This window comes from Bradyrhizobium sp. Tv2a-2 (assembly GCF_000472425.1).
Classification (GTDB): domain Bacteria; phylum Pseudomonadota; class Alphaproteobacteria; order Rhizobiales; family Xanthobacteraceae; genus Bradyrhizobium.
The window spans coordinates 237,412-260,449 of sequence record NZ_AXAI01000008.1; the positions used below are offsets into that span (position 1 = coordinate 237,412).

Annotated in this window: 34 protein-coding genes, 3 tRNA genes and 1 pseudogene; 10 read left to right on the forward strand and 28 right to left on the reverse strand. The window is 60.7% G+C overall.

The window, feature by feature from the left end:
• Window position 1: 1 nt before the first annotated feature.
• The 19 genes from A3AI_RS47725 to A3AI_RS0119130 all read right to left on the reverse strand — a co-directional run bounded on the left by A3AI_RS47725 (window position 2) and on the right by A3AI_RS0119130 (window position 9,882).
• Window positions 2-175, reverse strand: coding sequence for a hypothetical protein (locus tag A3AI_RS47725; RefSeq protein ID WP_156927854.1), 174 nt, complete (start codon window positions 173-175; stop codon window positions 2-4).
• Between the two features lie 20 nt (window positions 176-195).
• A complete protein-coding gene (locus tag A3AI_RS43100) occupies window positions 196-516 on the reverse strand; it encodes a hypothetical protein (RefSeq protein ID WP_024517100.1) in 321 nt (106 codons plus the stop codon).
• Between the two features lie 34 nt (window positions 517-550).
• Window positions 551-733 carry a hypothetical protein gene (locus tag A3AI_RS0119045; protein ID WP_024517101.1) on the reverse strand — a complete coding sequence of 61 codons (183 nt, stop codon included), beginning with the start codon at window positions 731-733 and terminating at the stop codon, window positions 551-553.
• Window positions 730-921 (reverse strand): hypothetical protein, encoded by a 192-nt coding sequence (locus tag A3AI_RS0119050; protein ID WP_024517102.1) that lies wholly within the window; start codon window positions 919-921, stop codon window positions 730-732. The genes A3AI_RS0119045 and A3AI_RS0119050 overlap by 4 nt, the downstream gene beginning before the upstream one ends.
• Window positions 922-1,020: 99 nt before the next feature.
• Complete coding sequence (locus tag A3AI_RS0119055) at window positions 1,021-1,209, reverse strand: hypothetical protein (RefSeq protein WP_024517103.1); 189 nt, start codon at window positions 1,207-1,209, stop codon at window positions 1,021-1,023.
• Between the two features lie 10 nt (window positions 1,210-1,219).
• Window positions 1,220-1,462, reverse strand: coding sequence for a hypothetical protein (locus A3AI_RS0119060; protein WP_024517104.1), 243 nt, complete (start codon window positions 1,460-1,462; stop codon window positions 1,220-1,222).
• Complete coding sequence (locus A3AI_RS0119065) at window positions 1,459-1,695, reverse strand: hypothetical protein (protein WP_024517105.1); 237 nt, start codon at window positions 1,693-1,695, stop codon at window positions 1,459-1,461. Before A3AI_RS0119065 ends, A3AI_RS0119060 begins: the two co-directional genes overlap by 4 nt.
• Window positions 1,692-1,979, reverse strand: a complete 288-nt coding sequence (locus tag A3AI_RS0119070) for a hypothetical protein (protein WP_024517106.1) — start codon at window positions 1,977-1,979, stop codon at window positions 1,692-1,694. Before A3AI_RS0119070 ends, A3AI_RS0119065 begins: the two co-directional genes overlap by 4 nt.
• Window positions 1,980-2,145: 166 nt before the next feature.
• Complete coding sequence (locus A3AI_RS48790; RefSeq protein ID WP_024517107.1) at window positions 2,146-2,487, reverse strand: hypothetical protein; 342 nt, start codon at window positions 2,485-2,487, stop codon at window positions 2,146-2,148.
• The gene (locus A3AI_RS0119085; RefSeq protein WP_024517108.1) at window positions 2,487-2,669 is read right to left on the reverse strand and encodes a hypothetical protein; all 183 of its coding nucleotides are present in this window, start codon (window positions 2,667-2,669) and stop codon (window positions 2,487-2,489) included. Before A3AI_RS0119085 ends, A3AI_RS48790 begins: the two co-directional genes overlap by 1 nt.
• Window positions 2,669-2,830, reverse strand: coding sequence for a hypothetical protein (locus A3AI_RS47730; RefSeq protein WP_156927855.1), 162 nt, complete (start codon window positions 2,828-2,830; stop codon window positions 2,669-2,671). Before A3AI_RS47730 ends, A3AI_RS0119085 begins: the two co-directional genes overlap by 1 nt.
• A gap of 76 nt (window positions 2,831-2,906) precedes the next feature.
• Window positions 2,907-3,365, reverse strand: coding sequence for a hypothetical protein (locus A3AI_RS0119095; RefSeq protein WP_036048719.1), 459 nt, complete (start codon window positions 3,363-3,365; stop codon window positions 2,907-2,909).
• Entirely contained in the window at window positions 3,362-4,336 is a 975-nt protein-coding gene (locus tag A3AI_RS43110) for a DNA polymerase beta superfamily protein (RefSeq protein WP_036048721.1), read from the reverse strand. The genes A3AI_RS0119095 and A3AI_RS43110 overlap by 4 nt, the downstream gene beginning before the upstream one ends.
• Window positions 4,329-4,850: an HD domain-containing protein gene (locus tag A3AI_RS0119105; RefSeq protein ID WP_024517110.1), complete on the reverse strand. Its 522-nt coding sequence runs from the start codon at window positions 4,848-4,850 to the stop codon at window positions 4,329-4,331. The genes A3AI_RS43110 and A3AI_RS0119105 overlap by 8 nt, the downstream gene beginning before the upstream one ends.
• 54 nt (window positions 4,851-4,904) lie before the next feature.
• Complete coding sequence (locus tag A3AI_RS0119110) at window positions 4,905-5,300, reverse strand: hypothetical protein (protein ID WP_051382444.1); 396 nt, start codon at window positions 5,298-5,300, stop codon at window positions 4,905-4,907.
• Between the two features lie 27 nt (window positions 5,301-5,327).
• The gene (locus A3AI_RS0119115; RefSeq protein ID WP_024517112.1) at window positions 5,328-7,364 is read right to left on the reverse strand and encodes a DUF8224 domain-containing phage-derived protein; all 2,037 of its coding nucleotides are present in this window, start codon (window positions 7,362-7,364) and stop codon (window positions 5,328-5,330) included.
• A gap of 53 nt (window positions 7,365-7,417) precedes the next feature.
• Complete coding sequence (locus A3AI_RS0119120; RefSeq protein WP_036048723.1) at window positions 7,418-8,737, reverse strand: RtcB family protein; 1,320 nt, start codon at window positions 8,735-8,737, stop codon at window positions 7,418-7,420.
• A gap of 44 nt (window positions 8,738-8,781) precedes the next feature.
• Window positions 8,782-9,393 (reverse strand): hypothetical protein, encoded by a 612-nt coding sequence (locus tag A3AI_RS0119125; RefSeq protein WP_156927856.1) that lies wholly within the window; start codon window positions 9,391-9,393, stop codon window positions 8,782-8,784.
• Window positions 9,394-9,807: 414 nt separating this feature from the next.
• Window positions 9,808-9,882: transfer RNA gene (locus A3AI_RS0119130), tRNA-Thr, on the reverse strand.
• Between the two features lie 175 nt (window positions 9,883-10,057).
• On the opposite strand from A3AI_RS0119130, the gene A3AI_RS0119135 reads away from it, so the two are divergent.
• The 4 genes from A3AI_RS0119135 to A3AI_RS0119150 all read left to right on the forward strand — a co-directional run bounded on the left by A3AI_RS0119135 (window position 10,058) and on the right by A3AI_RS0119150 (window position 12,443).
• Window positions 10,058-10,270: a hypothetical protein gene (locus tag A3AI_RS0119135; RefSeq protein ID WP_024517115.1), complete on the forward strand. Its 213-nt coding sequence runs from the start codon at window positions 10,058-10,060 to the stop codon at window positions 10,268-10,270.
• A gap of 327 nt (window positions 10,271-10,597) precedes the next feature.
• Window positions 10,598-11,290, forward strand: coding sequence for a sulfite exporter TauE/SafE family protein (locus tag A3AI_RS0119140; protein ID WP_024517116.1), 693 nt, complete (start codon window positions 10,598-10,600; stop codon window positions 11,288-11,290).
• Window positions 11,291-11,433: 143 nt separating this feature from the next.
• Window positions 11,434-11,913 (forward strand): hypothetical protein, encoded by a 480-nt coding sequence (locus A3AI_RS0119145; RefSeq protein ID WP_024517117.1) that lies wholly within the window; start codon window positions 11,434-11,436, stop codon window positions 11,911-11,913.
• A gap of 44 nt (window positions 11,914-11,957) precedes the next feature.
• A complete protein-coding gene (locus A3AI_RS0119150; protein ID WP_024517118.1) occupies window positions 11,958-12,443 on the forward strand; it encodes a hypothetical protein in 486 nt (161 codons plus the stop codon).
• 56 nt (window positions 12,444-12,499) lie between these two features.
• On the opposite strand, the gene rlmB is transcribed toward A3AI_RS0119150, so the two are convergent.
• The gene (gene rlmB, locus A3AI_RS0119155) at window positions 12,500-13,336 is read right to left on the reverse strand and encodes a 23S rRNA (guanosine(2251)-2'-O)-methyltransferase RlmB (protein ID WP_024517119.1); all 837 of its coding nucleotides are present in this window, start codon (window positions 13,334-13,336) and stop codon (window positions 12,500-12,502) included.
• Between the two features lie 234 nt (window positions 13,337-13,570).
• Here rlmB and A3AI_RS0119160 point away from each other — a divergent pair.
• Window positions 13,571-13,656 (forward strand) — tRNA-Tyr (locus tag A3AI_RS0119160).
• A gap of 258 nt (window positions 13,657-13,914) precedes the next feature.
• On the opposite strand, the gene A3AI_RS47735 is transcribed toward A3AI_RS0119160, so the two are convergent.
• Both A3AI_RS47735 and A3AI_RS0119170 read right to left on the reverse strand, forming a co-directional pair.
• A complete protein-coding gene (locus A3AI_RS47735) occupies window positions 13,915-14,148 on the reverse strand; it encodes a hypothetical protein (protein ID WP_156927857.1) in 234 nt (77 codons plus the stop codon).
• 425 nt (window positions 14,149-14,573) lie between these two features.
• Complete coding sequence (locus A3AI_RS0119170; protein ID WP_024517121.1) at window positions 14,574-15,479, reverse strand: SDR family oxidoreductase; 906 nt, start codon at window positions 15,477-15,479, stop codon at window positions 14,574-14,576.
• Window positions 15,480-15,717: 238 nt separating this feature from the next.
• Here A3AI_RS0119170 and A3AI_RS45400 point away from each other — a divergent pair, with 238 nt between their 5' ends.
• Entirely contained in the window at window positions 15,718-16,752 is a 1,035-nt protein-coding gene (locus A3AI_RS45400) for an acyltransferase family protein (RefSeq protein ID WP_024517122.1), read from the forward strand.
• Window positions 16,753-17,146: 394 nt separating this feature from the next.
• Here A3AI_RS45400 and A3AI_RS0119185 read toward each other — a convergent pair whose 3' ends face one another.
• The gene (locus tag A3AI_RS0119185; protein WP_024517123.1) at window positions 17,147-17,548 is read right to left on the reverse strand and encodes a YciI family protein; all 402 of its coding nucleotides are present in this window, start codon (window positions 17,546-17,548) and stop codon (window positions 17,147-17,149) included.
• A gap of 551 nt (window positions 17,549-18,099) precedes the next feature.
• On the opposite strand from A3AI_RS0119185, the gene A3AI_RS0119190 reads away from it, so the two are divergent.
• Window positions 18,100-18,173 (forward strand) — tRNA-Gly (locus A3AI_RS0119190).
• A gap of 57 nt (window positions 18,174-18,230) precedes the next feature.
• Here A3AI_RS0119190 and A3AI_RS49980 read toward each other — a convergent pair.
• Window positions 18,231-18,359 carry a hypothetical protein gene (locus A3AI_RS49980; protein ID WP_283807252.1) on the reverse strand — a complete coding sequence of 43 codons (129 nt, stop codon included), beginning with the start codon at window positions 18,357-18,359 and terminating at the stop codon, window positions 18,231-18,233.
• 198 nt (window positions 18,360-18,557) lie between these two features.
• On the opposite strand from A3AI_RS49980, the gene A3AI_RS43120 reads away from it, so the two are divergent.
• The 3 genes from A3AI_RS43120 (at window position 18,558) to A3AI_RS47740 (ending at window position 20,056) form a co-directional block, all read left to right on the forward strand.
• Window positions 18,558-18,890, forward strand: coding sequence for a hypothetical protein (locus A3AI_RS43120; protein WP_024517124.1), 333 nt, complete (start codon window positions 18,558-18,560; stop codon window positions 18,888-18,890).
• 462 nt (window positions 18,891-19,352) lie between these two features.
• Window positions 19,353-19,739, forward strand: a complete 387-nt coding sequence (locus tag A3AI_RS0119210; RefSeq protein ID WP_245286916.1) for a hypothetical protein — start codon at window positions 19,353-19,355, stop codon at window positions 19,737-19,739.
• Window positions 19,740-19,900: 161 nt separating this feature from the next.
• The gene (locus A3AI_RS47740) at window positions 19,901-20,056 is read left to right on the forward strand and encodes a hypothetical protein (RefSeq protein ID WP_156927858.1); all 156 of its coding nucleotides are present in this window, start codon (window positions 19,901-19,903) and stop codon (window positions 20,054-20,056) included.
• 120 nt (window positions 20,057-20,176) lie between these two features.
• On the opposite strand, the gene A3AI_RS46310 is transcribed toward A3AI_RS47740, so the two are convergent.
• The 4 genes and pseudogenes from A3AI_RS46310 to A3AI_RS0119230 form a co-directional block, all read right to left on the reverse strand.
• Window positions 20,177-20,512 carry a DUF3551 domain-containing protein gene (locus A3AI_RS46310; RefSeq protein ID WP_084800978.1) on the reverse strand — a complete coding sequence of 112 codons (336 nt, stop codon included), beginning with the start codon at window positions 20,510-20,512 and terminating at the stop codon, window positions 20,177-20,179.
• A gap of 80 nt (window positions 20,513-20,592) precedes the next feature.
• Window positions 20,593-20,968 (reverse strand): annotated as a pseudogene (locus tag A3AI_RS43125) (helix-turn-helix domain-containing protein); the annotation flags it as partial.
• Window positions 20,969-21,645: 677 nt separating this feature from the next.
• Complete coding sequence (locus A3AI_RS45800; RefSeq protein ID WP_024517127.1) at window positions 21,646-22,074, reverse strand: hypothetical protein; 429 nt, start codon at window positions 22,072-22,074, stop codon at window positions 21,646-21,648.
• Between the two features lie 326 nt (window positions 22,075-22,400).
• On the reverse strand, window positions 22,401-22,736 hold the full coding sequence (locus A3AI_RS0119230; RefSeq protein ID WP_036048725.1) for a hypothetical protein: 336 nt from the start codon (window positions 22,734-22,736) through the stop codon (window positions 22,401-22,403).
• Between the last annotated feature and the right edge of the window lie 302 nt (window positions 22,737-23,038).

A 23,038-nucleotide genomic window follows, 5' to 3' on the forward strand; every position in this document is an offset into this window, starting at 1 on the left:
TTTAAGAACGGCTGCGAAGGACCGCATACGCGGCGGCTATAGTCGCGCCGGCCAATGCACGCTGATGTGCTCGGTCGTCAGCCAATTTCTGATCACGTACCTCCTGCCGTGTCACCGCGCGGTACTCCGCCTCGGTGCGGGCTATGTGCTCCTCAGTCATTTCATCTTCAAACATTGTTGTCTCCCGGTTGCTGCTCAGGATTGCCGGGGAGCAGTCGGCCAGCCATGATGCCAACAGAAAGCAGCATAGGCGGCAACATCGCGCGGATCACCCTTCGCCAAATGTTCGGCTAGGTGCTTCTGGCATTCTGCCTCCCAATTGTCGCGCATCCAATCATTGTTGTAGCCGTACTTCTTCTCGGCCGTGCGTAGCTTTTCAAGCAATGCTGCCGAGAACTTGGAGACTAGCGCCTCCAGCGGATCGCGGTTCTTCTCAAAAACCCGCTTTTGGAGTTTGAGCTTTTCATCCGCCATCGCTAGCGCCTCTTTCATGATCGGTTCATAGGGATCGCTCATTGTTTCCTCGCTGTCAGTCTTCGGTCAAAAGCGGTTACGCAGCCGCCAGTAGTATTTTGCGCGCAGCCTCTACAGCCTTCGCGCAGCGCGGATTGTAGACGTCCGGATCGGTCGATTCTGCGCAGTCGAGGATCGATCCGTTGTATTCATAGCCCCATTCCAGCAGGTAAGCCCTTGCTGCCTTTTCAAGCCTATCGCGGCTGATCTTCTTGCTCACTGTCCCTCGCCATTCGCGATCGGCGTTCTGGCGACGAAGTAGTTGATACCGCGTTCGCCAACGTCAAAATGGGTGATGCGCTCGCCGGATTTAAGCTCGCCACTCCGCTTGAATAGTTCCTCCGCCAACCGCTTCCAGCTTATGAAGCTGGCCGTGGATGACTCCTCGAATGTGATTTTTATCTGCATGGCGTTTCCTACTAAAAGTCGCCTCTAAACCAGCTGATCTTACCAACCATCGCGCCCGCTCCCGCAGTGGAGCGGGCGCTTTTTGCGTTTTCGAGGGTGCTACGCGAGAGCGCCGGAAGTATCCGCGACCTGCTTCCGCACCATCCCGTTAATTGCCTTCACTTTAAGCTCCTTGCGCTCGGCAAGGCGTTCAGCGGCCCGGATGGCGGTCAGGCCATTCGTGAACCACCGTGTCACGTAGCGCTTGCCGTCAGTGGTGACGACGACGCAGCGGATGTTCTTGCTCATGGCGCAGCTCTCAGTGCGTCGGCCAAAGGCATACCGCCAAGGGGCCGTCCACGACGTCCTCTTCCGAATACCCCTGTTCCTCGTCTTCGTCCGTCAGCTCATCGAGACCGAAGCGGCTGTCACCGGCGTCGTACCGGCCTATGTGGGCACCTGATGTCCGCATGAACCCATTGCCTTCCGGATCTATCGCCTGGACGACGACGGCGTCCTGCGGCAGCGCCTGCAGCGCCAAAATCAATTCTGCTACTTTCATATGGTCATTCTCCCCTTGCGAAAGGTCTCGATGGTTGCCGTGCAGCGCTTGCAGTCGAAGGGCTCGCCCTTCTTGGCGACGAGCAGACGACTCTCATACTCATCCAAGACCTCGACAATCGGCGGATCTTCTGGCTGCAGGCGACCAGGACGCAGCATGATGCCGCACGCCGTCTTGTTGCCGTGCTTGTCGGATGCGGGGACGAAGCGGTGGACGGTGCGAGGGTCGGTCATCGCTTGCGCCCATCCCTGAATTTAAGTTTGTCCCAGTTGGCGCGCACGTACGCGCCAACTTCCTTGCCAAGAGGGGTCCAGAACAGGCCGTCATGCTTCCCACGGACCTCGACCAGACCGAGCTTGGTCAGGCTACGCTCGACACCGAGCGCGGCTATGTGGGTCCATTTGCCAAGGCCGGTGTGGATGCGGCCACAACTGTCGTCTTCGTTCTTGCCGGCGTCCTTGACGTTGATGGCACCGATGATGGTGAGTCTGGAGGCGATCGCGGGAATGTCAGTCATGTCTGTCTCCGATCCTGCGCGACTGCGTATGCCGTGTAGCGCGGGCACTCCTCCAGCGGCTCCCGCCAAGAAGCGGTTGAGCTTTTGCTCTGGTAGAGGTCGCACCCAACGCACCAGCGCCGATTAACGACCTCGATGAACTCATGCGCCCTCAAAAACAGATCCATCATTCGACTCCGTGGTGCTTGACCGGCGCCTCGCCATTCGGCGGCTCGCTCCAGTGGCCCGTCTTGTGCAGCACCTCCGTCCACACTCGCTTGATCTTGTCCGAGCAGTGCGCCATGGCGTCCGCCCATGTGGCGGGACGCCCGACCATGGCCTGGAAGCAGGTCTGGTAATAGATCTGCTGCACGTCGTGTGGGTCTTCGGGAGGGTGCTTGCGCGCGCAGACCAGACAGTGATCCTTTGGCGGCGGCACGAGTTTCCACGACATCGGCTTGATGGTCGCACGGCCGTCGGCGTCGACCTCGGTCACGGTGGAGGGGAGCTCCTTGATGATCTTGGGCATCAGACCAGCCCCTTTTCCTGGGCCAGCCAGAGCGGGAGGGTCCATGACCCGTCACCGTTGTTTTCGACCAGCGACTTCGCAACCCAGGCTCGCGTCTTGCCGTCGTACAGGCGGTAGGCGCGGTCGGTCTCCTGCAGTAGCTCGGCCTCAATGTCGGTGAGCTTCGATTCAATGGTGGGCATCAGAAGACCCTCTCGAAGCGACCGTCCAGAAACTCCTCGCGCATCCGGAACACGAGCTTGCCGCCGTTGATATTGCGGTAGGCGACCCAGTCCTGCGCTTCGAGGAGAGCGGACTTGTCGGCGGTCAGAGCTGAAATTTGTATCTCGGCATCGACTGACACGACCTCGTAGACGCCGCCTCGCTTTTTGTGCCGCCAGTGCTCGCCGACGGCGACCCCGAGCGGCGTCCGAGTCTCATCAGATTGTGGCGGTGCCGTACAACCTGCGGCCCCACAGAATGGGGTTCGTTTGTGTGGTGTGCATATACACATCGCTCTTGGTCTCCTTGGTTTTGGCTTCCAGCTGCGACCGGAAGAACGGATGGGCGATGATCTCATCACCGACTTGGTAGATAGCGGGGTCTCGCTTGAACTCCCCACCGAACCGCTTGATGAGCTTCTTGTGGATGCGCTTGGAGCGGTGCCTGCTGACCGGAAAGGTGCGGTCACCGTCCTTCGTTGCGTGGATCGAGAAGGCGATGGTCGGTGGTCTTGGTGGCGGGTTTAAGTCACGCATTGCCTGACGGATCTTCTCGAACGTCAGATCCTCCTGTGGTGGCGCCGGCACCGTTGACGTGAAGGTGTCGAGCATGATGGCACGCACGTTGGCATCCATCCTTGCGCGCATGTGCGCGATGAGGTCGTGGGCGATGCTCATAGAACCTCCGCCAAGTACACGCGATGCACGAAGTCCTCGATCCATTGATGATCCGGCTCGGCCGGCAGCGCCGACACGGCGGCTGCCGCCTCGACCTTCTCCAGGAAATCCTCGATCTCTGCCGCAACCTCTTGGTAAGGAAGCTTTGCAGTCTTGATGTCCAATACATGCCGCGCGTTCGGTAGCGGGAAGGTGATGTGACCGGTCTTGAGCAGCTCCAGCGCCTCCGTCCCCACGCGCACGGCGTGGCTGAGCGCCTTCCAGTCGACGCCTTGCTGGGTCTCCGCCATCAGCGCACGCTGGCCGTATTCGTCGACCATGCGCTGCATGACGCCATGGGCGTTCTTTATCGAGGCCGAGTATGGCATCTTGCGGCCGCAGACTTCCCAATGCGGCATGGGACGTCCGGTTGATGGGTTGTCGATGGTGATGACGGTCGTGTGCTCGTGCGCGACGATGAAGTCTTGGATGTCCGTCCCGATCAATTCCAGCTTCTGCGTCGTTCCGTACTTCTCCATCGCCAGCGTAAGGAGTGCGAGCGCCGCGCGCGATGATGCCACGCGCGAGCCCTTCACGCCGTACTTGTTTGCCTGGGTCCTTACATATCCTACGAACGACGCCGACTTCCTGGTGAGGAGGCGATGGCGATTGGCCATGATCTCCACCCACTCGCCCGACGGCGGCTCGACCATGGCCCATTCGGGCGCAAACAGCACGTCGAGCGCGACCGTCTGACCCTCGGAGGCCAGCTCCAGGAACCGCTGCAGGCTGTGCGCCTCCTCGTCAACCTCTCCAGCGTAGTTCTTCTCTCCCATGCCCTTGGGGCGCTTGTTGGAGATGGTCGACTTGACTCGCTGCAGGATGATGTCGCGCGCGGATGGAACGAACACCGACTTGTAATCGATGTCGGAGGCTGGCGTGGAGGTTCCGTAGAGGAAACTACCGAAATGTACGGTGACGATATTACGCATCGAGTTGCTTCTCCGCCTCCAATAGCCGCAGCCATGCCAGGGCGTGCAGGCCGGTATTTGCCCGCGTCAGCACGGTGAGCGCGGCACGTTTCTCCGGCAGGTACGTCCGCGCGAAATGCGGGTCGTGACGAACGATGCTGGAGGTATTGCTGATAAGGTCGGCGCACTTGATCGACTGCGCATCGGCGCCAGCAGCCTCAAGCCGCGCCAGATCCATGGCCTTGCGCTGCTTGCGTGTCGGTCCGCCGGGGACCGCCGGCACGTCGGTTAGCTCGCGCACAATGCCGGCAATTTCGCGCCCGAACTCGCGCTCCAGATCCTGGTGGGTGACGGGCTGGTCTTCGACGGTGTCGTGCAAATAGGCCGCAGCGATCGCCGTCTTGCCAAGGCCAAACTGCCGGCACAGTTCCGCGACCTCATGCAGATGCACAAAGTACTTTTCGCCGGTATACTTGCGCGCCTGGGTCGCGTGTGCGCGCTCGGCGAACTTGCGGGCCTTGTCGACGATGTTCATTGAAACGATCCCGAAGTGACGCCGGCCCCGCAGGGGAGCCGGCGCGATGCCTGATTAGAGCTTGGCCAGTTCGGCCTGCAGGTCCTCCAGCGACTTACCCTTGAGCGCCTCGTCCTGCTTGTCGGCGATCAGTGCCATGATCTTCTGTTTCTGTTCGGCGCGATCGCGCTCCTTGGAGGCCTGACGGTTCTCCTCCAGCTTGGTGTCGATCACGAACTTGACGATATCGAAGCGGAGCTGGACGGTCGGGTCGGAGGCCTTGTCGGCCTCCACGAACGAGATGTCCTCGCCGCTCTTAAGCTGCTTGTAGAGGGAGCGGGCGAGGTCATCGAGGTTGGTCTTGCCGGTCTTGGAGGCAAGCGGAAGATCGAACAGATCCTCCACGGCGAGCATGCCCTTGCCGGTGTCGAAACGGAGCTTGATGCGCGCCGCCTTCTCAAACATATCCATGGTGGTCTCCTTGGTGGTGGGTCTGGATTAAAACTGCACACGCACCGTGCGTGTGAAGCTGCCCTTGGCGCGAACCAAGAGCTCGTTCCTCTGGGTCGAGGAGAAGCCCAGACCCGAGAGCTGGTCGACCGTGGACTCGACCTTCGACTTGGCGCCCACGATCTCGATCACTTTGCGATGAGGCGATAGCTCATCGATCAGGAACTCGTTGAAGAAGCCTCGCGGGCGTTCTTCGTTGACGCAGCCGTCAAGCATGAAGAAATAGTGCTTGTTGCCGGTGCCGTTGCCCTCGGCCCAGTGGTTCGGCGAGAGCATGACCGTGGTGACGCGGTGGAAGTCCTGGGTCTTGATGCCCCACAGGGAACGAGAGACCTGCGTGCTCGGCAGTGAGCGGATGATCTCGATGCCTTTGGCGCGGGTGTAGCGCAGGTGGGCGATCTCGGCTGAGCCAATCAGGGCCTTGTCGTAGTGGATGTGCGTCACCTCGCCGAGCCAGTCGATCTCGATGTCGAAGCCGACGTTGTCTACCTCGCGCCGGGCGTACTGGTTGACGGAGAGGCGGTACTCTCCTTCCTTCATGGTGGCCCGGTTGGCGTAGAAGATGTTCTCGACCGGCTCCCGCGTGGTGCCGCGACCCGCGTTCATGTCGACATCGAGCCGTCCACCAGACGGCGAGACCGTACTCTTGGTGCCGAAGAAAATATGGTGCCCGCTCGGCTCCTTCATGTGCAAGTCGAGGTCGTCGTAGTTGAACCACGCCAATCGGCAGCAGAGGTCGCCACTGACGTTGCCGCCAGCGCGCTTGACCTTCTCCTTGATCGAGTCGGTGACCTCGCCGTTATAGGTCCATGAGAAGCCGTTGCCCCATTTGAACAGGGGTTTGGCGCTCTTGTGCTGGGGTGCGATCAGGCTGACCAGATTGCCGGCGTGGCGGTTCTCCAACATCACCTCGATGCTATCGACCTTGGGCAGGATGTGCCGGACGAACTCCTCGACACCTACTGTCTCGACCTTGTCGAGACTCTGAGCCTTGGCAGGGGCCTTGACGACGACCTGATCGAATACGTCGCCGTTCATCACTTTCCGCGCGCTGCGGTCCGCGAACAGGATGTCGTTGACGGAGATGTCGGTCAGCCGCGCGTGGCGACGCTCCAGGGCGTCGCCGATGCCGAGCTTCACCACGGCCTCGCGGGCCTTCTCAACCATGGCCTTGGAGACCAGCGCGGTGGGGCGCTTGTAATTGGTCGGCGCCATCACGGCGTCGAACTTGCCGACCGCCTGTTCGAGTTCCATGTTTTCGGACAGGTTGATGAGCAGGGTGCCGATGGCGGTGTTGCGGACGCGCGCAACTGAGGGCGGCACCTTGTCGTAGTTGGCCCATGTGAACAGCACACGCGCTTCCCCCGCAGGCAAGAGGTCGTGAGCCTGCTTCAATTTCGCGAACTCGGTGACGACGAACTTGTGCTCCTCGCCGCGATACAGCGACTTATTGGCAATCAGCTCCAGCACGGTGTCGATCGCCTCCTGGCTCACCGTCTGCAGGGATCGCAAGAACACCTCTTGCGTTGTCTTCATCTCGCCGATCTTGGTCGGGATGTCCGCGGCCTGGCAGAAGAAGGTCTTACCCTCGTTCCGCCCCCAAGGGATGTCGGCATAGAAGTGATTGAAGGTGCGGACTGCGCCATCGACTTCGCCGTGGTTCTTGTCGGTGCCGACATGCTTTTCGCCATGCAGGAACGGCCGGTCGATCGCCTTCGACTTGACGAACTCCGACATGGCGCCGGCAACGGCCGCATAGGCCGGCTCTTTGATCTTGACGTCCCACACGCTCTTGAGCTCGCCATCGACGATGGCGACAACCCCACCCAGGACTTTCACGAAGCGTCGGCAGGACGAGCAGTCGTGCTCGGTGCGCTTGCGGAAGATGGGGTTTGTCCCCTCGGGGAAGCTGGCGAGGTAGTGCTCCCAGAGCGCGTCCCCATCCACGTCCACACAGAACAGGTCGTGTTTGGTCAGCCGCTTGAACTGCGCCTCGACGGGCGCCTTGAAGGCGTGGAAGTCCATGTGGTCTCCTTGTTGACGATCCCCGCTGCGAACAGGGGCCTTGGGTGTGGTGACTAGTCTTTCCAGGGGTCTTCGAGATCCTTGCCTGCCATGACCACGGCGAACGGCCGCAGCGTGTGCAGGACCTTAATCGTGCCGGCGTGCTCGGCGATCACCTCGGGTAGGCGACGGTAGGCCATGGGGCTCTCATCGAGGTCAGCGCCGATGAGCGTGACGCCGCGCTCGTGGAGCCAGCGGTCCATCTGCTTGCGCGTGAACGTCCTCTTGGCGGCGGTCCGGCTGAACAGGCGGCCGGCGCCGTGCACAGTCGAATAGAGCGAGGCCTTCGACTCTTCACTGTCGACGCCTTCGATGATCACGGCATCGTCGCCCATGGAGCCGCCGACAAAGCCCTTCTGGCCCGGGAAGGCAGGCGTTGCCCCCTTGCGCACGACCCAGAGATCCTTGCCGTTGTGGTTCTCGCGCCACGCATAATTGTGATGGTTGTGGATGGTCTCGGTGATGTTGCCGCCGATGATCTGGCGCACCCGATCCACGACCCACTCCCGGCCCGCATAAGCATAGCGGCCCGCCAGCTCCATGGCGGCGATGTAGCGCCGCCCAAGCTCAGAGTCCTCGTCGATCACGGCCGGCGGCACGTTCATGCCGTCCTTGCCGCCGGCCGCCTTGAGATAGCGCGTCGCCGAGGTATGGCCGAGGCCGCGGGAGCCGAAGTGAACGCCGACCCACACGTAACCGTCTTCGTCGCGCATCAGATCGACATAGTGGTTGCCCGAGCCAACGGTGCCGAGCTGGGAGACCGCCTTCTGGCGGTAGCCCTCCATGTCGCTCTCGACCCACGCGTGGCCATCGTCGAACAGCGCGTGCTCCACCTTCTCGGCATTGGTTCGACCCACACCGAAGGAGATGATCCTGGCGATGTCGCGCGCAAGCAAGGGAGCTACGTCGCGGATCGCCTCATAGGGCGTGTCGAGGCGCGCGGCCATGTTGCCGCAGCCGATGTCAAAGCCGACACCCGAGATGGAAATCTGCCCTTCATAGGCGATGACACCCCCAACAGGCTGAGCATAACCAAGGTGGCCATCAGCGCAGATCACACCGCCCACGACGTTGCCGACCGCCATGCAGTTGCGCATCTGCTCGATGGTGGCCTCGTCGTGCTGGCCGTGGACCTCCAGGGGCGCGTTCTGAAAGCGAGCCTCCTGCGGACGCAGGGCCACAATCTCCGCACTGGCGGCCGCGGCTTCGCGGCCCAGGTGCTCTTTACGGGCAGCATCGCGATAGAGACACCACGCGGGTTGTCCGCGACCTTCGCCGACGCGAGAGTCGGGATCAACGCCAGCAGCGACGCACAATTCTCGCGCTCGCTCCATGTAGGGATCAGATCGTCTCAATGCTGGTCTCCTTGGGAAGGGGATTAGACAATCCTTGGCAATCTCAAACCTCGTACGCGCTCCTGAAGCGCCTTCAGGCGGCTCAGGATCGCGTCCGGCTCGAAGCGACGGTAGAGGCCGTCAAGCGATGGCGGCTCACGGTCGCGGGTAAAGGTTAGTGTGGGCGTAAAGTCCGAAACCTTGTCCTCAAACTGGACCAGGCTAATGACGGTGTTGTTTTCCATCAGCCGAATGGTGTGGACTTCGTGATGCCGCATGGAATAGCGCCGTCCGGCCGAGCAGGAGTATTTCCGCACACAAGACAGGCGCGTTTCGCCAACCCACGTAAAGCCGTCGCCACCGAGTAGCGGCGTCTCATAGGCGAACCGCTGGAAAAGCTCCCCCGTACGGCTCTCGCTAAACCACATATTCTGCACGCGCCCAGCGACGCAGAGCGTCGTGAAGTCATATCGGTGATCGTGCGGGTTCACGACCTCCGGCAGCTTCGAGACATCGCCATCGAAGAAATAGAGCTTGACCGTCTCCGACGGAGAGCGGCGCAGGCAGATGTAATCAAAGCCCTTGACGTGGAAGTCCCGATACGAGGTGGCGATCACCTCGTCCATGGGGACGTCGGGCAGGGTGGCGAATGACAATGTGGTCTCCTTGACCCGCTGCGAACGGGGACGTGCGATTCAATTTGCACCAAGTTGGTGCATTTGTAAAGCGTCAATCTGCGATTGGTCCCATCATCTGCCGAAAATGTTCGTGGCAGACGTAGGCCGTCAGCGGGTGCCGTTGCGGGAGAGGGTCATCGTAAAAGACGGCCTCTTCGACCTTGTGCTCGGCCGGGGCACCGCAGTGGCAGCGCTCGCCTTCGCAACAGCCGGAGATAAAGCGGGGTCTAGTCATCACCCCACCTCCAACTCAAAGCCCGGACTCAGCCGTAAACAAGACGAGAACAACTGTGCCTGTTTTTGTGCCTGTCGCGACCGCTGCTGTTCGCCGTATGTGCCGCTTATGCCGGGGCCGTCAAATCGCGAAAACGTAAGTAATTCAAGCGGTTTACTTGGTGCCGGCTGAGGGGATTGAACCCCCGACCTTCGGTTTACAAAACCGCTGCTCTACCGCTGAGCTAAGCCGGCGACAGGCGAAAAACCGCGCTTTCGATTGATCGCGCTCCCCGTGGACGGGGCGGACGGGCCGTCAGATAGCAGAGTTGGGCTGCCAGGGCTACAGGCTGACGAGCCGCCTGGAGGCGTTTGTTGCAGTCCCCTGTGTGGTAGAATCGCGATCCGGAATCGGGGCGCGGGCACGCACATGACCAAAAGGCCTCTTGTCGGCATGGCCTTGGCTGTCGGCGCGCTGGCCCTCGCCGCCATCAGCGGGGCACGGGCGGCCGATCCCGCCTTCTGCCGGCAGTATTCGCAGGCAGCCCTGAAGCAGGTGCGCGGCGCGCTTGCCAATCCGCGCTGTGCGGCCGGCCTGCAGGGTTCACGCTGGTTGACGGATTTTTCCGTTCACTACCAATGATGCCTGGGCCTGTCCTACGCCGACGCGGGTGTCGAGCGTGATGCAAGGATCAGGTATCTGCGCGGTTGCGGCGAGGGTTGAGGCCGCCGCGAGCATCGCCGCGCCAAGAACGCTGAGGTCTGCATTGGGGGCCTCTGTTGTGGTTGCGGCGTTAGCAACAAGCACGGGAGAGGTTGCGTTCCTCATCAGCCTTTCGCTTCACACGGCGTTGAGGCGCACAAAGGGGGTTGTGCGGCTCTGGCACGGGTGCTCAAGTTCCACGCGCCGTCACCTGCATCGAAGCGATCGTGGGAGCGGCGGCTTTTGTGGCGGGCGAGAAGCGGGCCGATGTTTGCAATTTTAGGGTTGGGCTTCCTCCTGGGCATGCAGCATGCGCTGGAGGCCGATCACATTGCCGCGGTCTCGAGCATCGCCGCCCGGCGCAGCGAGGTCGCCGACATCGTCAAGCATGGCCTGACCTGGGGGTTCGGCCACACCGTGACGCTGTTCCTGTTTGCGGGGGCGGCGATCCTGCTCGGGCATGCCATTCCGAAGCACTGGTCGCAGCCGCTGGAGACCGCGGTCGGCATCATGCTGGTAGGTCTGGGAGCACATGTGCTGTGGCGGCTGTGGCATGACCGTGTGCATTTTCACGGTCACGCCCATGGCGATGGCAGGCTGCACTTCCATGCCCATAGCCATGCTGGCGAACGCGGGTCGCATGACCGCGCGAGCCACGAGCACAGTCACGGCTTTCGCTGGCGCACGCTGTTGGTCGGGTTGATGCATGGCATGGCCGGATCGGCGGCGCTGTTGGTGCTCACAGTGTCCCGGGCGCCGAATGCCGCGATCGGGCTCGGCTATGTCGCGCTGTTCGGCGTCGGCTCGATGATCGGGATGGGGGTGCTGTCGACCGTGATCGCGGTGCCGATCGCGATCTCTGCGCGCTGGCTCACCCTTGCCAATCGCGGCCTGCAGGGCGCTGTCGGGCTCGTCACCATGGCGATCGGGCTGCACACCATCGTCGCGACGGCGCTCTAAATTAACGCTTTGGTGTTGGGATAGCCGGCAATTGACCCCGGTAAATGCCTATCCCGTTAGGCTTACCGGACGTTTAGTGCGGCCCTTTAACACTTGCGATGCGGTCATTGGCTAAATTGCCGCTTCGAGTACCGGACCTTTCCATGCGCCTTCAAGCGGCTTTGGCCATTCTGATCGGACTTGCGCCCGCGGCATACGCCTCGGACGGGTTCAATGTCGTCATCCCCGGCCGGCCCGGCGTCCCCGTGATCATCAACGGCGTGGATGCGTCCTTCGGTGTCGTGGAGGGCGAATTCGGCCTCGGCAAGGGCGTCAACAACCAGCCGACGGTGTATGGCGGCCACTACGTCGATGTGGTCCCCAATGTCGGTCATTATTATCCGAGCCTCGGGCAGCGGCCCGGCTATGGCCGGCTCGAGGTCGAGCCGCCGCCAAATCGTCCGCTGCCGAAGCCGGCCGAATCCTATCATGAATCATGGTCGGCGCACTCCATGCCGCTGCCGGCGACATCGCCGCAGGAGGTGCCGGCCTATCCGCCGCCGGTGATCGTGGCGCCGCCGATGGGCAATGATTTCCAACAGCGCAAGATGCGACCGCCAATGCCGAAGCATTTTCCGAACTAAGTTTTTTTAAGCCAACGAAAACAGGCATAACAGGAGAGAGAGTAATGCGTCAGACTTTGACAGGAATGATGGCAGCCGTCGGCTTGATGACCGTCGGTGCCGCGCCGGCAATGGCGTGTGGCTGGGGTGGCTGCTGCGGCTTATATTCGCCTTGCGCCCAGACCTATGCAACGGCCTATACCTACGCGCCGGCCTATACTTACGGCTATTCGGGCTGCGGCGGCTGCGGCAATTTCGGTTATGCCGGTTGGGGCTTTGAGCGCCTCGCGGCTCCCACCACTCAATATTATTACGTGAACCAGGGCCCGACCTATACCGGCCCCGGCGCGTTCGCGCCCTATCCGGTCTATGAGGAGAACGCGGTGCCTGTCGAGCATCCTGCTCGCTACGGTTACTATGAAGGCGCGGGCGTCGCAGCTCCGCCGGTCTACGGCTATCGCTACGGCTACGCGCGGCATCACTACCGTCACTACACCTATCACTATGGCCCGTATTATAATGGCCGTCGTGTGCTGCGCCGCTATTACTGAGCTTTAGATTTGTCCTGAGCTTCAACGCCTGTCCGCAGCCTGCGGGCAGGCGTTTCTCATTTCATCAGGTCAAGCCGGCTGGCGCCGATATAGAGCGCGAGCACCGCGGCATTGGAGACGTTGAGGCTCTTGATCTCGCCGGGCATGTCGAGCCGCGCGACCGCGCTGCAGGTCTCCCGGGTCAATTGCCGCAGACCCTTGCCCTCGGCGCCGAGCACCAGCGCAAGCGGCTCGCGCAATCCAATGGCCGAAAGATCTTCGCTGCCCTCGCTGTCGAGGCCGACGGTCTGAAACCCGCGCTCGTTCAACGCCGTGAGCGCGCGAGCGAGATTTTGCACCGTCACCAGCGGCACGAGCTCGAGCGCGCCTGAGGCGGCTTTCGCCAGCACGCCCGTGGCCTCCGGGCTGTGCCGCGCGGTGGTGACGATGGCCTTCACGGCAAAGGCCGCTGCGGAGCGCAGGATCGCGCCGACATTGTGCGGATCGGTGATCTGGTCGAGCACCAGCACCAGACCTTTCGGCGCGAGCGTCTCGAGGTCCGGCGAGGGCAGGGGATCGGTCACGGCATAAAGCCCCTGATGCACCGCGTCAGCGGTGAGCAGCCGGTCGATGTCGTTGGGCCGCACGATCTCCGGGGTGATCCGGGTCGGGACGTTCTCCTCGGCCAGCCGGTGTGCGGCATTCTCGGTGAGCAGGAGCTTGCGGAAGCGTCGTTCGGGGTTGGCGAGCGCCATGCTGACGGTGTGCCAGCCATAGAGGATGACCGGGCCGTCGGGGGACGCGTCACGGGCACGAAATGCGGGCCTCGGGCCAGATTTTCGCCCGAGGCTGCCCTTGACGTATGGCTTTCCCCCGCCGCGCCGAAACGGCGGCTTTCGGTCACGATTGGTCATTTGTGCCTTCTTTTCCGTGCGCCTTGTGTCATGGGTTCCGAAGAATGGCAATTTGACTGGCTTTAGCCCCTATTTTGCGGTCGCGGATTGGTTGACTTTGCCGCTTCCCATCCCCATAAACGCGCCCGGCCGCTTCGCCCATCATTGTGGAGACGCGGTTTTCACCACTCCATGGCCGCAGGTCCGGCGCCGCCGCTCAAAAAAGCGGATCAGCGGACCGCGACGCCGTCGAGCGGGGGAGTGTCCCGAGTGGCAAAGGGAGCTGACTGTAAATCAGCCGCCTCATGGCTTCGAAGGTTCGAGTCCTTCCTCCCCCACCAACTTGAAATCTCTGGCAAGTCCAGAACGCAGCTCGGACAGCTGTAATCAATCCGCAAGCATCGCTGTAAGCAATCCGAATTTCCCGGTTTGTACGCTGCCTCGAGGGCTACATTTGGCGCCCCATATGCGTGACGATCGGGGGCTACTTTCCACGGTCGGATGGGATTCAAGTGCTCCACGGCATGTCTCCGGCCGTCTCTGGAACGGTCAGATGACCTTCCGGACCCATATTTGCTACTGAGTCGCCAGACCCGAACTCACGGAATGAAAGGAGAAGCATGAAGATTGGATTCACGGGAACGCGGCGCGGTATGACAGACGCGCAGCGCAATAGCCTCCGCAAATTCCTTCAGACCGCCGCTGGCGAGTTTCATCACGGCGATTGCATCGGAGCCGATGAGCAAGCCCATGATATCGCCGAAGCGGCCGGGTTCGAGATCCACATCCACCCGCCGCTCAATCCGACGAAGCGAGCCTTCAAGATCACCCATGTTTCGAGGATGAGGCCCGAGCTTCCTTATCTCGCGCGCAACAGGAACATCGTATTTGCGACCGACGAGCTGGTTGCCACTCCGGCAGAGCCAGAGGAGCAATTGCGGTCGGGGACGTGGTCAACCGTTCGTTTTGCCAGAACGAGAAATCGGCCGATCACGATCATTTACCCGGATGCCTCATTCAATCACTGTTGACCGAGGAGCGACGTTTCGGGGCATCTAGCGACATGGGTACCTAGAGAAACAATATCCCAGAGCCTTTCGGCGGAGCCATCGGGCCTGTCCGCCTCTGGAATTATCTACATTCCGCTCTCCGGCCGTGATCGCCGGCGCCATGCTCGCGCGCTTCGCAAGGCGAGCGGACCCATTCGCGCAATCAACGGCGAATGCCGAGTGAGCAAAACGATGGCACTCGCCCCCAATCACTTGCGGCTCCAGCGATCGGTGACGTTCCGAGGGACCCCCAAATCGAAAGATGGATGGAATTCTCTTGGCTTCCACGCGAAGTCGGCTGCGGCAGCCGATTTGTCGAAAACCAAATCGGTCGCCATTCTAATACCCATCTCAGCCTTGATGCCCGGAAAATAGCGCTGAACTAAGCGAAATATCAGCAGCCACAAAGGCCGCGGGACCGGAACGATGAAGCGAGGTCGTTTCAAGCCATCGAAGATGCGGCCGATCATTTCGCGATATGTAACTGTGTCCCCACCCGGTAAATCGTAAATCTTGTTGGCGGCTCTTTCAGATTGCGCTGCACTGACGGCAGCCACCGCACAATCCTCAGCATGGACCGGTTGGCGCAAACCGCTCCCCCGTCCGCACAATGGAAAAAAGCCGAACCTCGCGATGAAACGGGCCAGTCGCGTGAGGTTACGATCGTTGCCCTCATCGTAAATGATAGTCGGGCGGAGCACCGTCCACGTCACACCAATTTTATTGCAGCAAGCGATCACGTCGTTTTCGGCCCTTGCATAGGCGTCGATCCCCGCTCGCACTTCGGGATCAGGCGAATTGGCTTTCGTGGAGATACTCGTGGTCGTGAAGAGGACAACACGCCTCAGGGAAGGTGTAGCTATATCTGGCAACGCGCCTGCGAAGAGCCTCGCGCTCGCCGTGCAATATATGACCTCAACTTCCGGCCAAGAGATTCCTTCTGGATTTGCGAGATCGCCCTTGATCCATCGAGCACGAGCCTCGCTCTGTTCCGTTCGGGAGAGGCCAAATGGTGGTTTGCTCTCCGTAAACAACTGACAGACGATGTGAGAGCCGACCAAACCCGAAGCTCCGATCACAAGACTGGATTCGGCATTGCCTGAACATTGCTTCATGATGGTCACGCCTCATTGACAGAAGCAACCATGAGCTGCAGTTTGATCTTACTTCCCGTCCTTTGCGAACGAGCTTGACTGGGACCCAAAAGCCACAGCGGCAGGGGAAAATACAACGCACAAGTTGTGCATTTCTATGTCTTTCTGTTAAGTTTCCAAACATTGTCAATTCTGTTCGCGCGGCGCGTACCGAAAACGATGTCGAACGGCCAGAAGACCATTCTCGCGGCCGTCAAACATGTTGTTTAATCTGCAGATCCTGCGCGGTATCGCGGCTGTCGGTGTAGTTTTTTACCATACCGGCTTCCTTCTTGGCGGCGACCACCACACTGAATTTTTCGGCGTTTCGACCTTCTTTGTCATTTCCGGCTTTATCATGTGCTGGATCACGCGCGACGATGCGGATCGTTTCTTGCGCAAGCGCTTCGAGCGCATCGTGCCATTTTATTGGGCTTGCACTTTCGCTCTGATATTTCTCACGTTCAAACTGCCCTTAGATCTAATGAGCTGGCAATTCGTGACCTATTTGGCGCGAAGCTTGCTGTTTCTGCCGTCACTAGATTTCCCAGTGCTCCATGTGGGCTGGACGCTCAACTTCGAAATATACTTTTATTTGGTGTTCGCGGTAGCGCTTTGGATCAATCAACGGTTTGCACCTCTGATCGCAGCCACATTCATTTATGGCGTGCTCTTACTCGACTCGGTCGGCATTGGCGGGTTCCTGGTGCATTACTACTCACACGATTACATCCGCTATTTTCTCTACGGCATCGCGGTGTACTACGGTTGGGTTGCCCTCTCGCGCTTTGCGCCACGTTGGCCGACAATCATCATTGGCATTACAGCCATTGTGATCTGCTATGGGTCGCAATTCGTTAAGCCCTGGGTGCCAGACCTGACGCTGCTCGCGCATGCGCCGATCATCATCGTGACCAGCGCATTATTTTTGGAGAGCAGCGGCGTCGTTGTTAGATGGCGACCGTTGGTCCTGATCGGCGATGCCTCCTATGCTATCTACTTAACGCACCTCATCTTCTTCACGATGGCCGAGAGCCACGCCATACGACACGGTGAGACGCTGCCGAAAAATAGCGTCCAAGTGATGCTGCTTTGGGTTGCCGCGAGTATCGCAATCGGCGTTTGCGTTCATCTTTACGTCGAGAAGCCAATGCTGCGTAGGATTCGAAACGGAAACTGGACAACAAGAAGAAGCGGCGAAAGCAAGGTGGAACATTCGGAAACGACCGTGGCTTCCGCGATGACGAAAGGCTAGCTCCCGCTTTATGGATAGCACCGAGGGCGCAATTGCCGATCCTGCCGCGGATTGAGGGGCGAATTGGGCCCGCTCAGGCGGCGGTCCGGGCCTCTACGTTCGCCACCTCTGCTTTCGCTACGGTGTGGACGCCGAAAGTTGAAGATGGATCGGCACGATCCGAACGCGGCAACCAACGTCGAGCCAGCTTGCGGCCTAGTCGATTAAAGCGCGTCCTCGATGCAGATGTAGGTGACGGTCGATACCGCTATTGTCACGGCGGTGAGCAGGGCAAAAGTCGCGAGATAGCGGCCGAGCCGCATCGGAAAACGAAGTGGACACCGCTTCGCAGTGAAGAAAACGCGCCAAAACAAGAATCTGGAACTTCGGTTCTGATTCAGTCAAAACCGAAGCTCTACGATGGGATCAACGCCGAATCGTCTTGCGTTTGCGGAATGCCCTGCCCGGGAAGAAACAAGGCAATCGGACGAATCTCGTAGACCGCGCCGGGATTGGCGGTTCTGAGTTCGCGCGCGGCGGCGATGGCTTTGTCCTCGCTGTTGACATCGACGACGTAGAAACCGAGTAGCTGCTCCTTGGTCTCGGAGAACGGGCCGTCGAGCACGATGCCCGCGCCGGGCCCGCGCAACGTGAGAGCCTTTTGCGTTGCCCCGAGCCGCGCGGCGGGTCCGAGCTTGCTCGTCCGGTTGATGCGAGCATGAGCCTCGTTGAGACCGGCCATCACGGCGGCGTCCTCCGCCGGCGTCCAGGACGTTACCTCGGTTTCGACGTGATAGGCGAGAATGGCGTAAAGCATGAGTTTCCCTTGTTCCGATTGGCCTGCACACCCTCAAGGACGTTCGGTGCCAGCCTATTCCGACACCGCCACGATCTCGTTCGGGAGGAGGCGCGAAACAATCCTGAAGCACGATCAGAGCCGGTGCCTCCCGAACGCGGCTCGCGCAGGAGGCGACTGACGCAGCATAACGAAGGCGACACGGAGGCCGGCTATCGACGAGCGTCGAGCCGGGCCGGGCGGTGATTCCGGCGGGCGTTTCCCTGGGGTGACCGCGCAAAGTTCAAAAAGCGCGGCGGGAAGGTTCCCGCCGCGCTCCAACTGTTGCAACTCGCTGGTCCAGGCGCCGAGGCGCCCCGTGCCAGCCGTCATGACGGCCTAGCGGGCGACCTCAGCGAGGTGACAGCGCTTGGGATAAGACACTGGATCACCTCCTTTCCTTGTTGATGGGACTCCCAATATAGGGCTTGGGCGGCCCGGGTCAAAGCGTGTCCTGGCGGTGGAACGGGAGCGAGCGAAGGGCTCAGCCGGTTGAAGCCGCCCGCCCGGCCGTGCTAGGGGATCGTTGGCGCGCGGGTGTAGCTCAATGGTAGAGCAGCAGCCTTCCAAGCTGAATACGAGGGTTCGATTCCCTTCACCCGCTCCAATGTTTTCAATGGTTTATCACGTCCTCCGTTTTCCTTTCGGACAAGGATGCTGGTGCTCATTCGGACAAATGTCCGTCTTTCCTTCGCGCCGCGCGCCGCTTCTTGGCGCCGGTGGCGATCTGTTTCGTGGCCCGCTTCACGTATTTCGGCAGCACCTTGACGATGGTGTGCCTGCTCTGCGCCAAGATCTCGGGTCAGTCAGCTCGGCGTCGTCAGTTTCGGTTAGGCCCACCATGTCGGAACGAGGCAAAGGATATCTCATCGCGCAAGCCGCCGTTCCTCGATGGCTCTGACGTGAGTGATTATTTGGAGACCGAAGCCATCCGTCGGCTGGTAGCGATTGGGCTGAAGGTGAAGAAATAAGTCACTTTGGAGAAGTTCAAATGCGCACCTTCATTTTTGCTTTGGCTGCCATCGTTCCTGCTTTTGCGAGTGATTGGGCCAGAGCCGACGACGTGCCCGAGTTCGATATCGCTCGAAACTGCAAGGCAGAAACGTCAGATGCGGGCATCGAGGGGCCCGCCCGCTGCACGAGTGACGAAACAGAAGCCAAGAATCAGCTGGCCAAACGCTGGTCTTCCTATAGCGCGTCACAGAAAAAGGAGTGCGTCGGCGAGAGCGTCATCGGGGGCGATAAGAGCTACGTCGAGCTTTTGACCTGCCTCGAAATGTCGGCCGGCGGCCAATTTAGGTCAGATCCAAATCGTCTTCGCTAGGGAGCGGCGTTAACACGCCCGCCAGGCCGCGCCTGCGCGTTATTCTGCAGTGGTCGTGGCAGACGGCGGGCAACAAAAACACGCATCAGCGAGCCACTCTGGTGCAGCTACCACATCAAAGCCGCGACGCCGAACATAGCCACCCCGATCGCCACCATTGCGGCGAACAGCCACTCAGTCCGATCCAAACGAACCATGGGCAGCCTCTCGAAAATCGACCCGCCATTGGCGACGGGTCAGTCCAGGGAGGAAGTACCAAAACATAGCGTAATTCCCGGGCTCGTTGAGTGACACAATTCACACACGCGCTCGCAAACCGCTATTAGTCAACAATGATGTCCGTAGATCGGGACGGTCGCGCTTCAGGCGCAGCGCTCGTCATAGCCAGGGCAGCTGGGGATATCCCCTTGCCCTCGCGCCCTAGTTGCGCTTGGATTGTGGCGGGTCTAGGGGGCAATGTTCATGCGTAATCTGGGAATCGTGGCGCTATGCGCCGCACTGGGCGGCTGCGCGTCGTCCGCGGCTGATATTGCACCGGCATACGTCTCGCCGGTTGCCTACCAATCTTATACCTGTCAGCAACTGGCGCTCGAAGCTCAATCGATCTCGACTAGGGCCGCCACACTTTCCGGCGCGCAAGACAGCCAGCGAACCAAGGATGCTTGGGCCACGGGCGCTGCGGTCGTTATCTTTTGGCCGGCCGCGTTTTTCGTTGGTGGTGATAAGCAGACGGCAGCTGAGCTTGCTCAGATGAAGGGCCAGATGGTTGCCGTCGAGCAAGCGTCCATCGCGAAGAAGTGCAACATTCAGTTTCAGGGCAAACCAGAAGGTAAGCCTGACGGCACCTGAGGCTCATCAGCCGGCTGGTCGGGCTCGGGCTCAAGGCGAAGGGAGACCGCAGATACGCACGAATACCCCAGGATCGTGATCCGCATCACGGTGAAATTGAACCGCTGGCTTATTCTGGGAGGGACATCCTATCTCCCCCGAGCAAACCAGGAGAACCCGCCATGAGCAGCACGACTGAACCTCGACAGGCACCAGACATCGAACGCGACATTCAGACCCTGCGAGATGACGAGCTTGACGCGGTTACCGGCGGCTCGTTTGACATAGGAAACATTGTCGGAAGTATTGCCAAAGTTTCGGTGCCTGTACTGCCGTGACGATCAGCGCAGCCGCGAGATTATGCTGATGTCGACGGCGTAGGACTTGGCGATTTCGGCCATGGCCTAGCTAAAGAATAAGGCCGCCTCAGTTGGCGGCCTCATCCGTTGCGCTCGTGTCTAACGAGTCGGCCTATCGACACCGCTATCCGAGCCACCAACCAACCCGCCCCGAGGGCCGTACCAGCCGCCTGCGGGGGTGCCCACGGTGCTGCCGGAGCCCATGCCGACCGTACCGCCCGACCTGGCCGCATATCGCGGATTGAGGCCGCACATAGCGCCAGTGCCCGACGCTGCCGCCCTACACTGGTGGAGAGTCGCGAAATGGCAGTTGCCTGGATGGCCCCAGTGACCGCCCTGCAGGCAATAGCGCGCCGCGGAGGCGGGTGACGTTGATGCGGTCAGCGTGAGCGTGGAAGCAACTGCGAGAGTTGTGATCAGAAGAATGCGTCGCATGGGGGCATCCCTTTCGTGCTGGTCGTCGCCCCAACCGCGCTGACTCTGATCTCCCGACCAGCTGGCGAGCTTGATCTGGATCAAAGGCCCCACATCGCCAGTGCCGTCTCGGCCGATGTCGGGTCATCCTTGATACGATAGACGGTCTGACGGGTGAGGCCTGAGGTCCGCGCTATGTCAGCGACGTTGGCGCTCTGACCAAGCATGTTCCGCACGGTGCTGAACTGGTCGCGCGTGTAGCTCGGCTTGCGCCCGCGATATCCTTCGCCCTTAACTTGGCGTGCTCAATACCGGCTCGCTGAGCGGCCTTCGTCGCTTCGGCCTGCGCCTCTGCGCCGTCGCGGCCATGAAGGCGATCAGTGCGTCGCGCACGGCCTTCTGCACGGGATCCTGAGTGGCACCATCAAACGTCACGTTGTTGATGACGGTGCGGATCACCACGCCGCGCCGCATGAACTCGGGGTGGTCGGGACCTCACGAAAAAAGCCCGGCGGGCTGGGTATCTCGCCGGGCAAGGCTCGCTATGTGGAGAGCGACCGCCCGAAATGACGATGCGTCCCCACGGTACCCTGCCACATGCCATACGCGGTTACCCCGGCAACCTTGGATTAGCGGGGGTACCGCAATTGCGGTATGCAAGTGCCACCCGGAGGGTTGGGCAAAACTGCGGGGAAATGAAAAAAGCCCGACGCGCCAAAGCCATCGCACGCCGGGCGTAGTATCGGGAGGCATCATCGCCGACTAGCCCAGCGAGGTCCATCAAATAAGAACCAAGCGCGGTGCCGACGTCGGATTGAACCAAACGCAATTACGCCAACGTAATCTCATATGGTTGCACGGAGCTCTCGCCCCACTTCCACCTTCGAGAAGGGGAAGCGGGACTGAGCCGACGGCCGCACCGCCTGGCCGGTGCCGGATCGAGGCGTGAACCATCGGCCAACGGCCGCGTTGATGGTGGCGCAGCGGCACAGGCCGACTCCTCCGTTGCGCACGTCGCCGGGCGCGGCGGGCCAAAGGTTCGGCCTAGGCCATGCAGCGTCCGGCACCGGCGGGGATCAAAATTTGAAAATCCCAGCCGCGCGGGCGCCCTGGTAGCGACCTGCGGAGGCCCAGAGACTCTATCAATATGGAAATCAATACGGACAGGTCGGCGTATTGGTCCAAGGTTGGGTCGCGAAGGCACCAACGCGCGGCCCGGGCGCGCATCCGGAATATCCGTATCCATAGCCCCCGTAGGGCACGGCGCCGTAGGCTCCGTACGGCGCGGCACCGTACGCTGCGTACGGATCACCGTAGTAGCCGTTGTAGGCTGAACCGATGGCGGCCGCGGTGCCAATGGCGGCAGCAGCCGCGACGCCAGCGCCGACATACGGATACCCCCCGCGACGGACATGTCGTCTCGCCACCCCAGCGACACTTACCGGGGTCGCGGGACGACCGACGCGCGCCTGCGCGCTTGCGATCGATAGCGGCAAGCCGCCATGATCGGACCAGCCGAACGAAAGGGACGTCGCGCAAAGGAATGCGGAACCAACGAGGATGGTCTTCGTGGCATGTTTCATGGGATGCTCCGTTAGTTACAGCACCACGTCCGGCGCGAGCAAAAGGCCGAACACGCTGTGGGCGAAGGCAAACGAAAACACCGCAACAAATGGGGGCCCGATCAGGATGCCCTGCGGAAGGTCTCGCAACCTCATCGTATAAGAATACCACGGAGGTTGCAGTGTCCTAATTCACAGTCGCGAGCGTCGACCGTGATTGTCGAGAAATCGCACGCCCTGCTCCCTTTTATTTTCCCAAGGCCGGGTCCGGCGGCGACTTCCGTCTCAATATGGTGGCGGCGGCCTCTCGGCCTCGCGCGCGGGCGAAAAACGGCGGCAAAGTTTCGTCAGTGCTTCTCGACCACAATAGCGAGAATTGCGAATGTGGCCCCAATAATCGCCACGCAGAAATTGAGTGTGTTCTGACCTACTCGAAGATCTGTGGGGCGGGTCGCGGTTAGGATCCGCACAAGCCCCCAAAAGCCCATCACCAGACCCGAAAAAATCATCCAGGCCATAAGAACCTGGTTGGCGTTTATTTTGCCGACGTCCCAGGGGACCGCCAAAATAAGAACCGCTAGTAAAATAAACGCGGTACCGATTACAAAAGAAAACCAACCTGAACCGGCAGGCTTGTCGGTGGCATATTTCCGCCCCGAACCGGGAGAATTGGTGGAGGACATGGGCTTCCCCTCCCAAAGGTTGCGGCTGAACCGAGAAACCAACACGTCAAACTAACACAATTTGAGATTGTCGCCCACCGTTCTCTACGCCCTCGTGCCCTCTCTGGCAGGCGCCTCTCGTCTTTCGAACTCCACGGACTTGAGGCACCAGTTTCGCCAAGCCTCCGTCCAGTCCCAAGACCAGCTACCAATTGCCATATGGTAGTCGCGGAACCTCTCGAAATGCTCCCTCGCGTCGGTGCGGCCGGTCTCTTTGGCTATGTCCCGGTGGATCTTTCGCATGAACATCTCGCCCTTGGTGG

Excerpts from the sequence above, each read along its gene's own strand:
- A3AI_RS47725 (WP_156927854.1), bottom strand. The coding sequence starts at position 175 with ATGTTTGAAGATGAAATGACTGAGGAGCACATAGCCCGCACCGAGGCG.
- A3AI_RS43100 (WP_024517100.1), bottom strand. The coding sequence starts at position 516 with ATGAGCGATCCCTATGAACCGATCATGAAAGAGGCGCTAGCGATGGCG.
- A3AI_RS0119050 (WP_024517102.1), bottom strand. The coding sequence starts at position 921 with ATGCAGATAAAAATCACATTCGAGGAGTCATCCACGGCCAGCTTCATA.
- A3AI_RS0119055 (WP_024517103.1), bottom strand. The coding sequence starts at position 1,209 with ATGAGCAAGAACATCCGCTGCGTCGTCGTCACCACTGACGGCAAGCGC.
- A3AI_RS0119060 (WP_024517104.1), bottom strand. The coding sequence starts at position 1,462 with ATGAAAGTAGCAGAATTGATTTTGGCGCTGCAGGCGCTGCCGCAGGAC.
- A3AI_RS0119065 (WP_024517105.1), bottom strand. The coding sequence starts at position 1,695 with ATGACCGACCCTCGCACCGTCCACCGCTTCGTCCCCGCATCCGACAAG.
- A3AI_RS0119070 (WP_024517106.1), bottom strand. The coding sequence starts at position 1,979 with ATGACTGACATTCCCGCGATCGCCTCCAGACTCACCATCATCGGTGCC.
- A3AI_RS48790 (WP_024517107.1), bottom strand. The coding sequence starts at position 2,487 with ATGCCCAAGATCATCAAGGAGCTCCCCTCCACCGTGACCGAGGTCGAC.
- A3AI_RS0119085 (WP_024517108.1), bottom strand. The coding sequence starts at position 2,669 with ATGCCCACCATTGAATCGAAGCTCACCGACATTGAGGCCGAGCTACTG.
- A3AI_RS0119095 (WP_036048719.1), bottom strand. The coding sequence starts at position 3,365 with ATGAGCATCGCCCACGACCTCATCGCGCACATGCGCGCAAGGATGGAT.
- A3AI_RS43110 (WP_036048721.1), bottom strand. The coding sequence starts at position 4,336 with ATGCGTAATATCGTCACCGTACATTTCGGTAGTTTCCTCTACGGAACC.
- A3AI_RS0119105 (WP_024517110.1), bottom strand. The coding sequence starts at position 4,850 with ATGAACATCGTCGACAAGGCCCGCAAGTTCGCCGAGCGCGCACACGCG.
- A3AI_RS0119110 (WP_051382444.1), bottom strand. The coding sequence starts at position 5,300 with ATGGATATGTTTGAGAAGGCGGCGCGCATCAAGCTCCGTTTCGACACC.
- A3AI_RS0119115 (WP_024517112.1), bottom strand. The coding sequence starts at position 7,364 with ATGGACTTCCACGCCTTCAAGGCGCCCGTCGAGGCGCAGTTCAAGCGG.
- A3AI_RS0119120 (WP_036048723.1), bottom strand. The coding sequence starts at position 8,737 with ATGGAGCGAGCGCGAGAATTGTGCGTCGCTGCTGGCGTTGATCCCGAC.
- A3AI_RS0119135 (WP_024517115.1), top strand. The coding sequence starts at position 10,058 with ATGACCAAAAGGCCTCTTGTCGGCATGGCCTTGGCTGTCGGCGCGCTG.
- A3AI_RS0119140 (WP_024517116.1), top strand. The coding sequence starts at position 10,598 with ATGTTTGCAATTTTAGGGTTGGGCTTCCTCCTGGGCATGCAGCATGCG.
- A3AI_RS0119145 (WP_024517117.1), top strand. The coding sequence starts at position 11,434 with ATGCGCCTTCAAGCGGCTTTGGCCATTCTGATCGGACTTGCGCCCGCG.
- A3AI_RS0119150 (WP_024517118.1), top strand. The coding sequence starts at position 11,958 with ATGCGTCAGACTTTGACAGGAATGATGGCAGCCGTCGGCTTGATGACC.
- rlmB (WP_024517119.1), bottom strand. The coding sequence starts at position 13,336 with ATGACCAATCGTGACCGAAAGCCGCCGTTTCGGCGCGGCGGGGGAAAG.
- A3AI_RS47735 (WP_156927857.1), bottom strand. The coding sequence starts at position 14,148 with ATGGGTGATCTTGAAGGCTCGCTTCGTCGGATTGAGCGGCGGGTGGAT.
- A3AI_RS0119170 (WP_024517121.1), bottom strand. The coding sequence starts at position 15,479 with ATGAAGCAATGTTCAGGCAATGCCGAATCCAGTCTTGTGATCGGAGCT.
- A3AI_RS45400 (WP_024517122.1), top strand. The coding sequence starts at position 15,718 with ATGTTGTTTAATCTGCAGATCCTGCGCGGTATCGCGGCTGTCGGTGTA.
- A3AI_RS0119185 (WP_024517123.1), bottom strand. The coding sequence starts at position 17,548 with ATGCTTTACGCCATTCTCGCCTATCACGTCGAAACCGAGGTAACGTCC.
- A3AI_RS43120 (WP_024517124.1), top strand. The coding sequence starts at position 18,558 with ATGCGCACCTTCATTTTTGCTTTGGCTGCCATCGTTCCTGCTTTTGCG.
- A3AI_RS0119210 (WP_245286916.1), top strand. The coding sequence starts at position 19,353 with ATGCGTAATCTGGGAATCGTGGCGCTATGCGCCGCACTGGGCGGCTGC.
- A3AI_RS47740 (WP_156927858.1), top strand. The coding sequence starts at position 19,901 with ATGAGCAGCACGACTGAACCTCGACAGGCACCAGACATCGAACGCGAC.
- A3AI_RS46310 (WP_084800978.1), bottom strand. The coding sequence starts at position 20,512 with ATGCGACGCATTCTTCTGATCACAACTCTCGCAGTTGCTTCCACGCTC.
- A3AI_RS45800 (WP_024517127.1), bottom strand. The coding sequence starts at position 22,074 with ATGAAACATGCCACGAAGACCATCCTCGTTGGTTCCGCATTCCTTTGC.
- A3AI_RS0119230 (WP_036048725.1), bottom strand. The coding sequence starts at position 22,736 with ATGTCCTCCACCAATTCTCCCGGTTCGGGGCGGAAATATGCCACCGAC.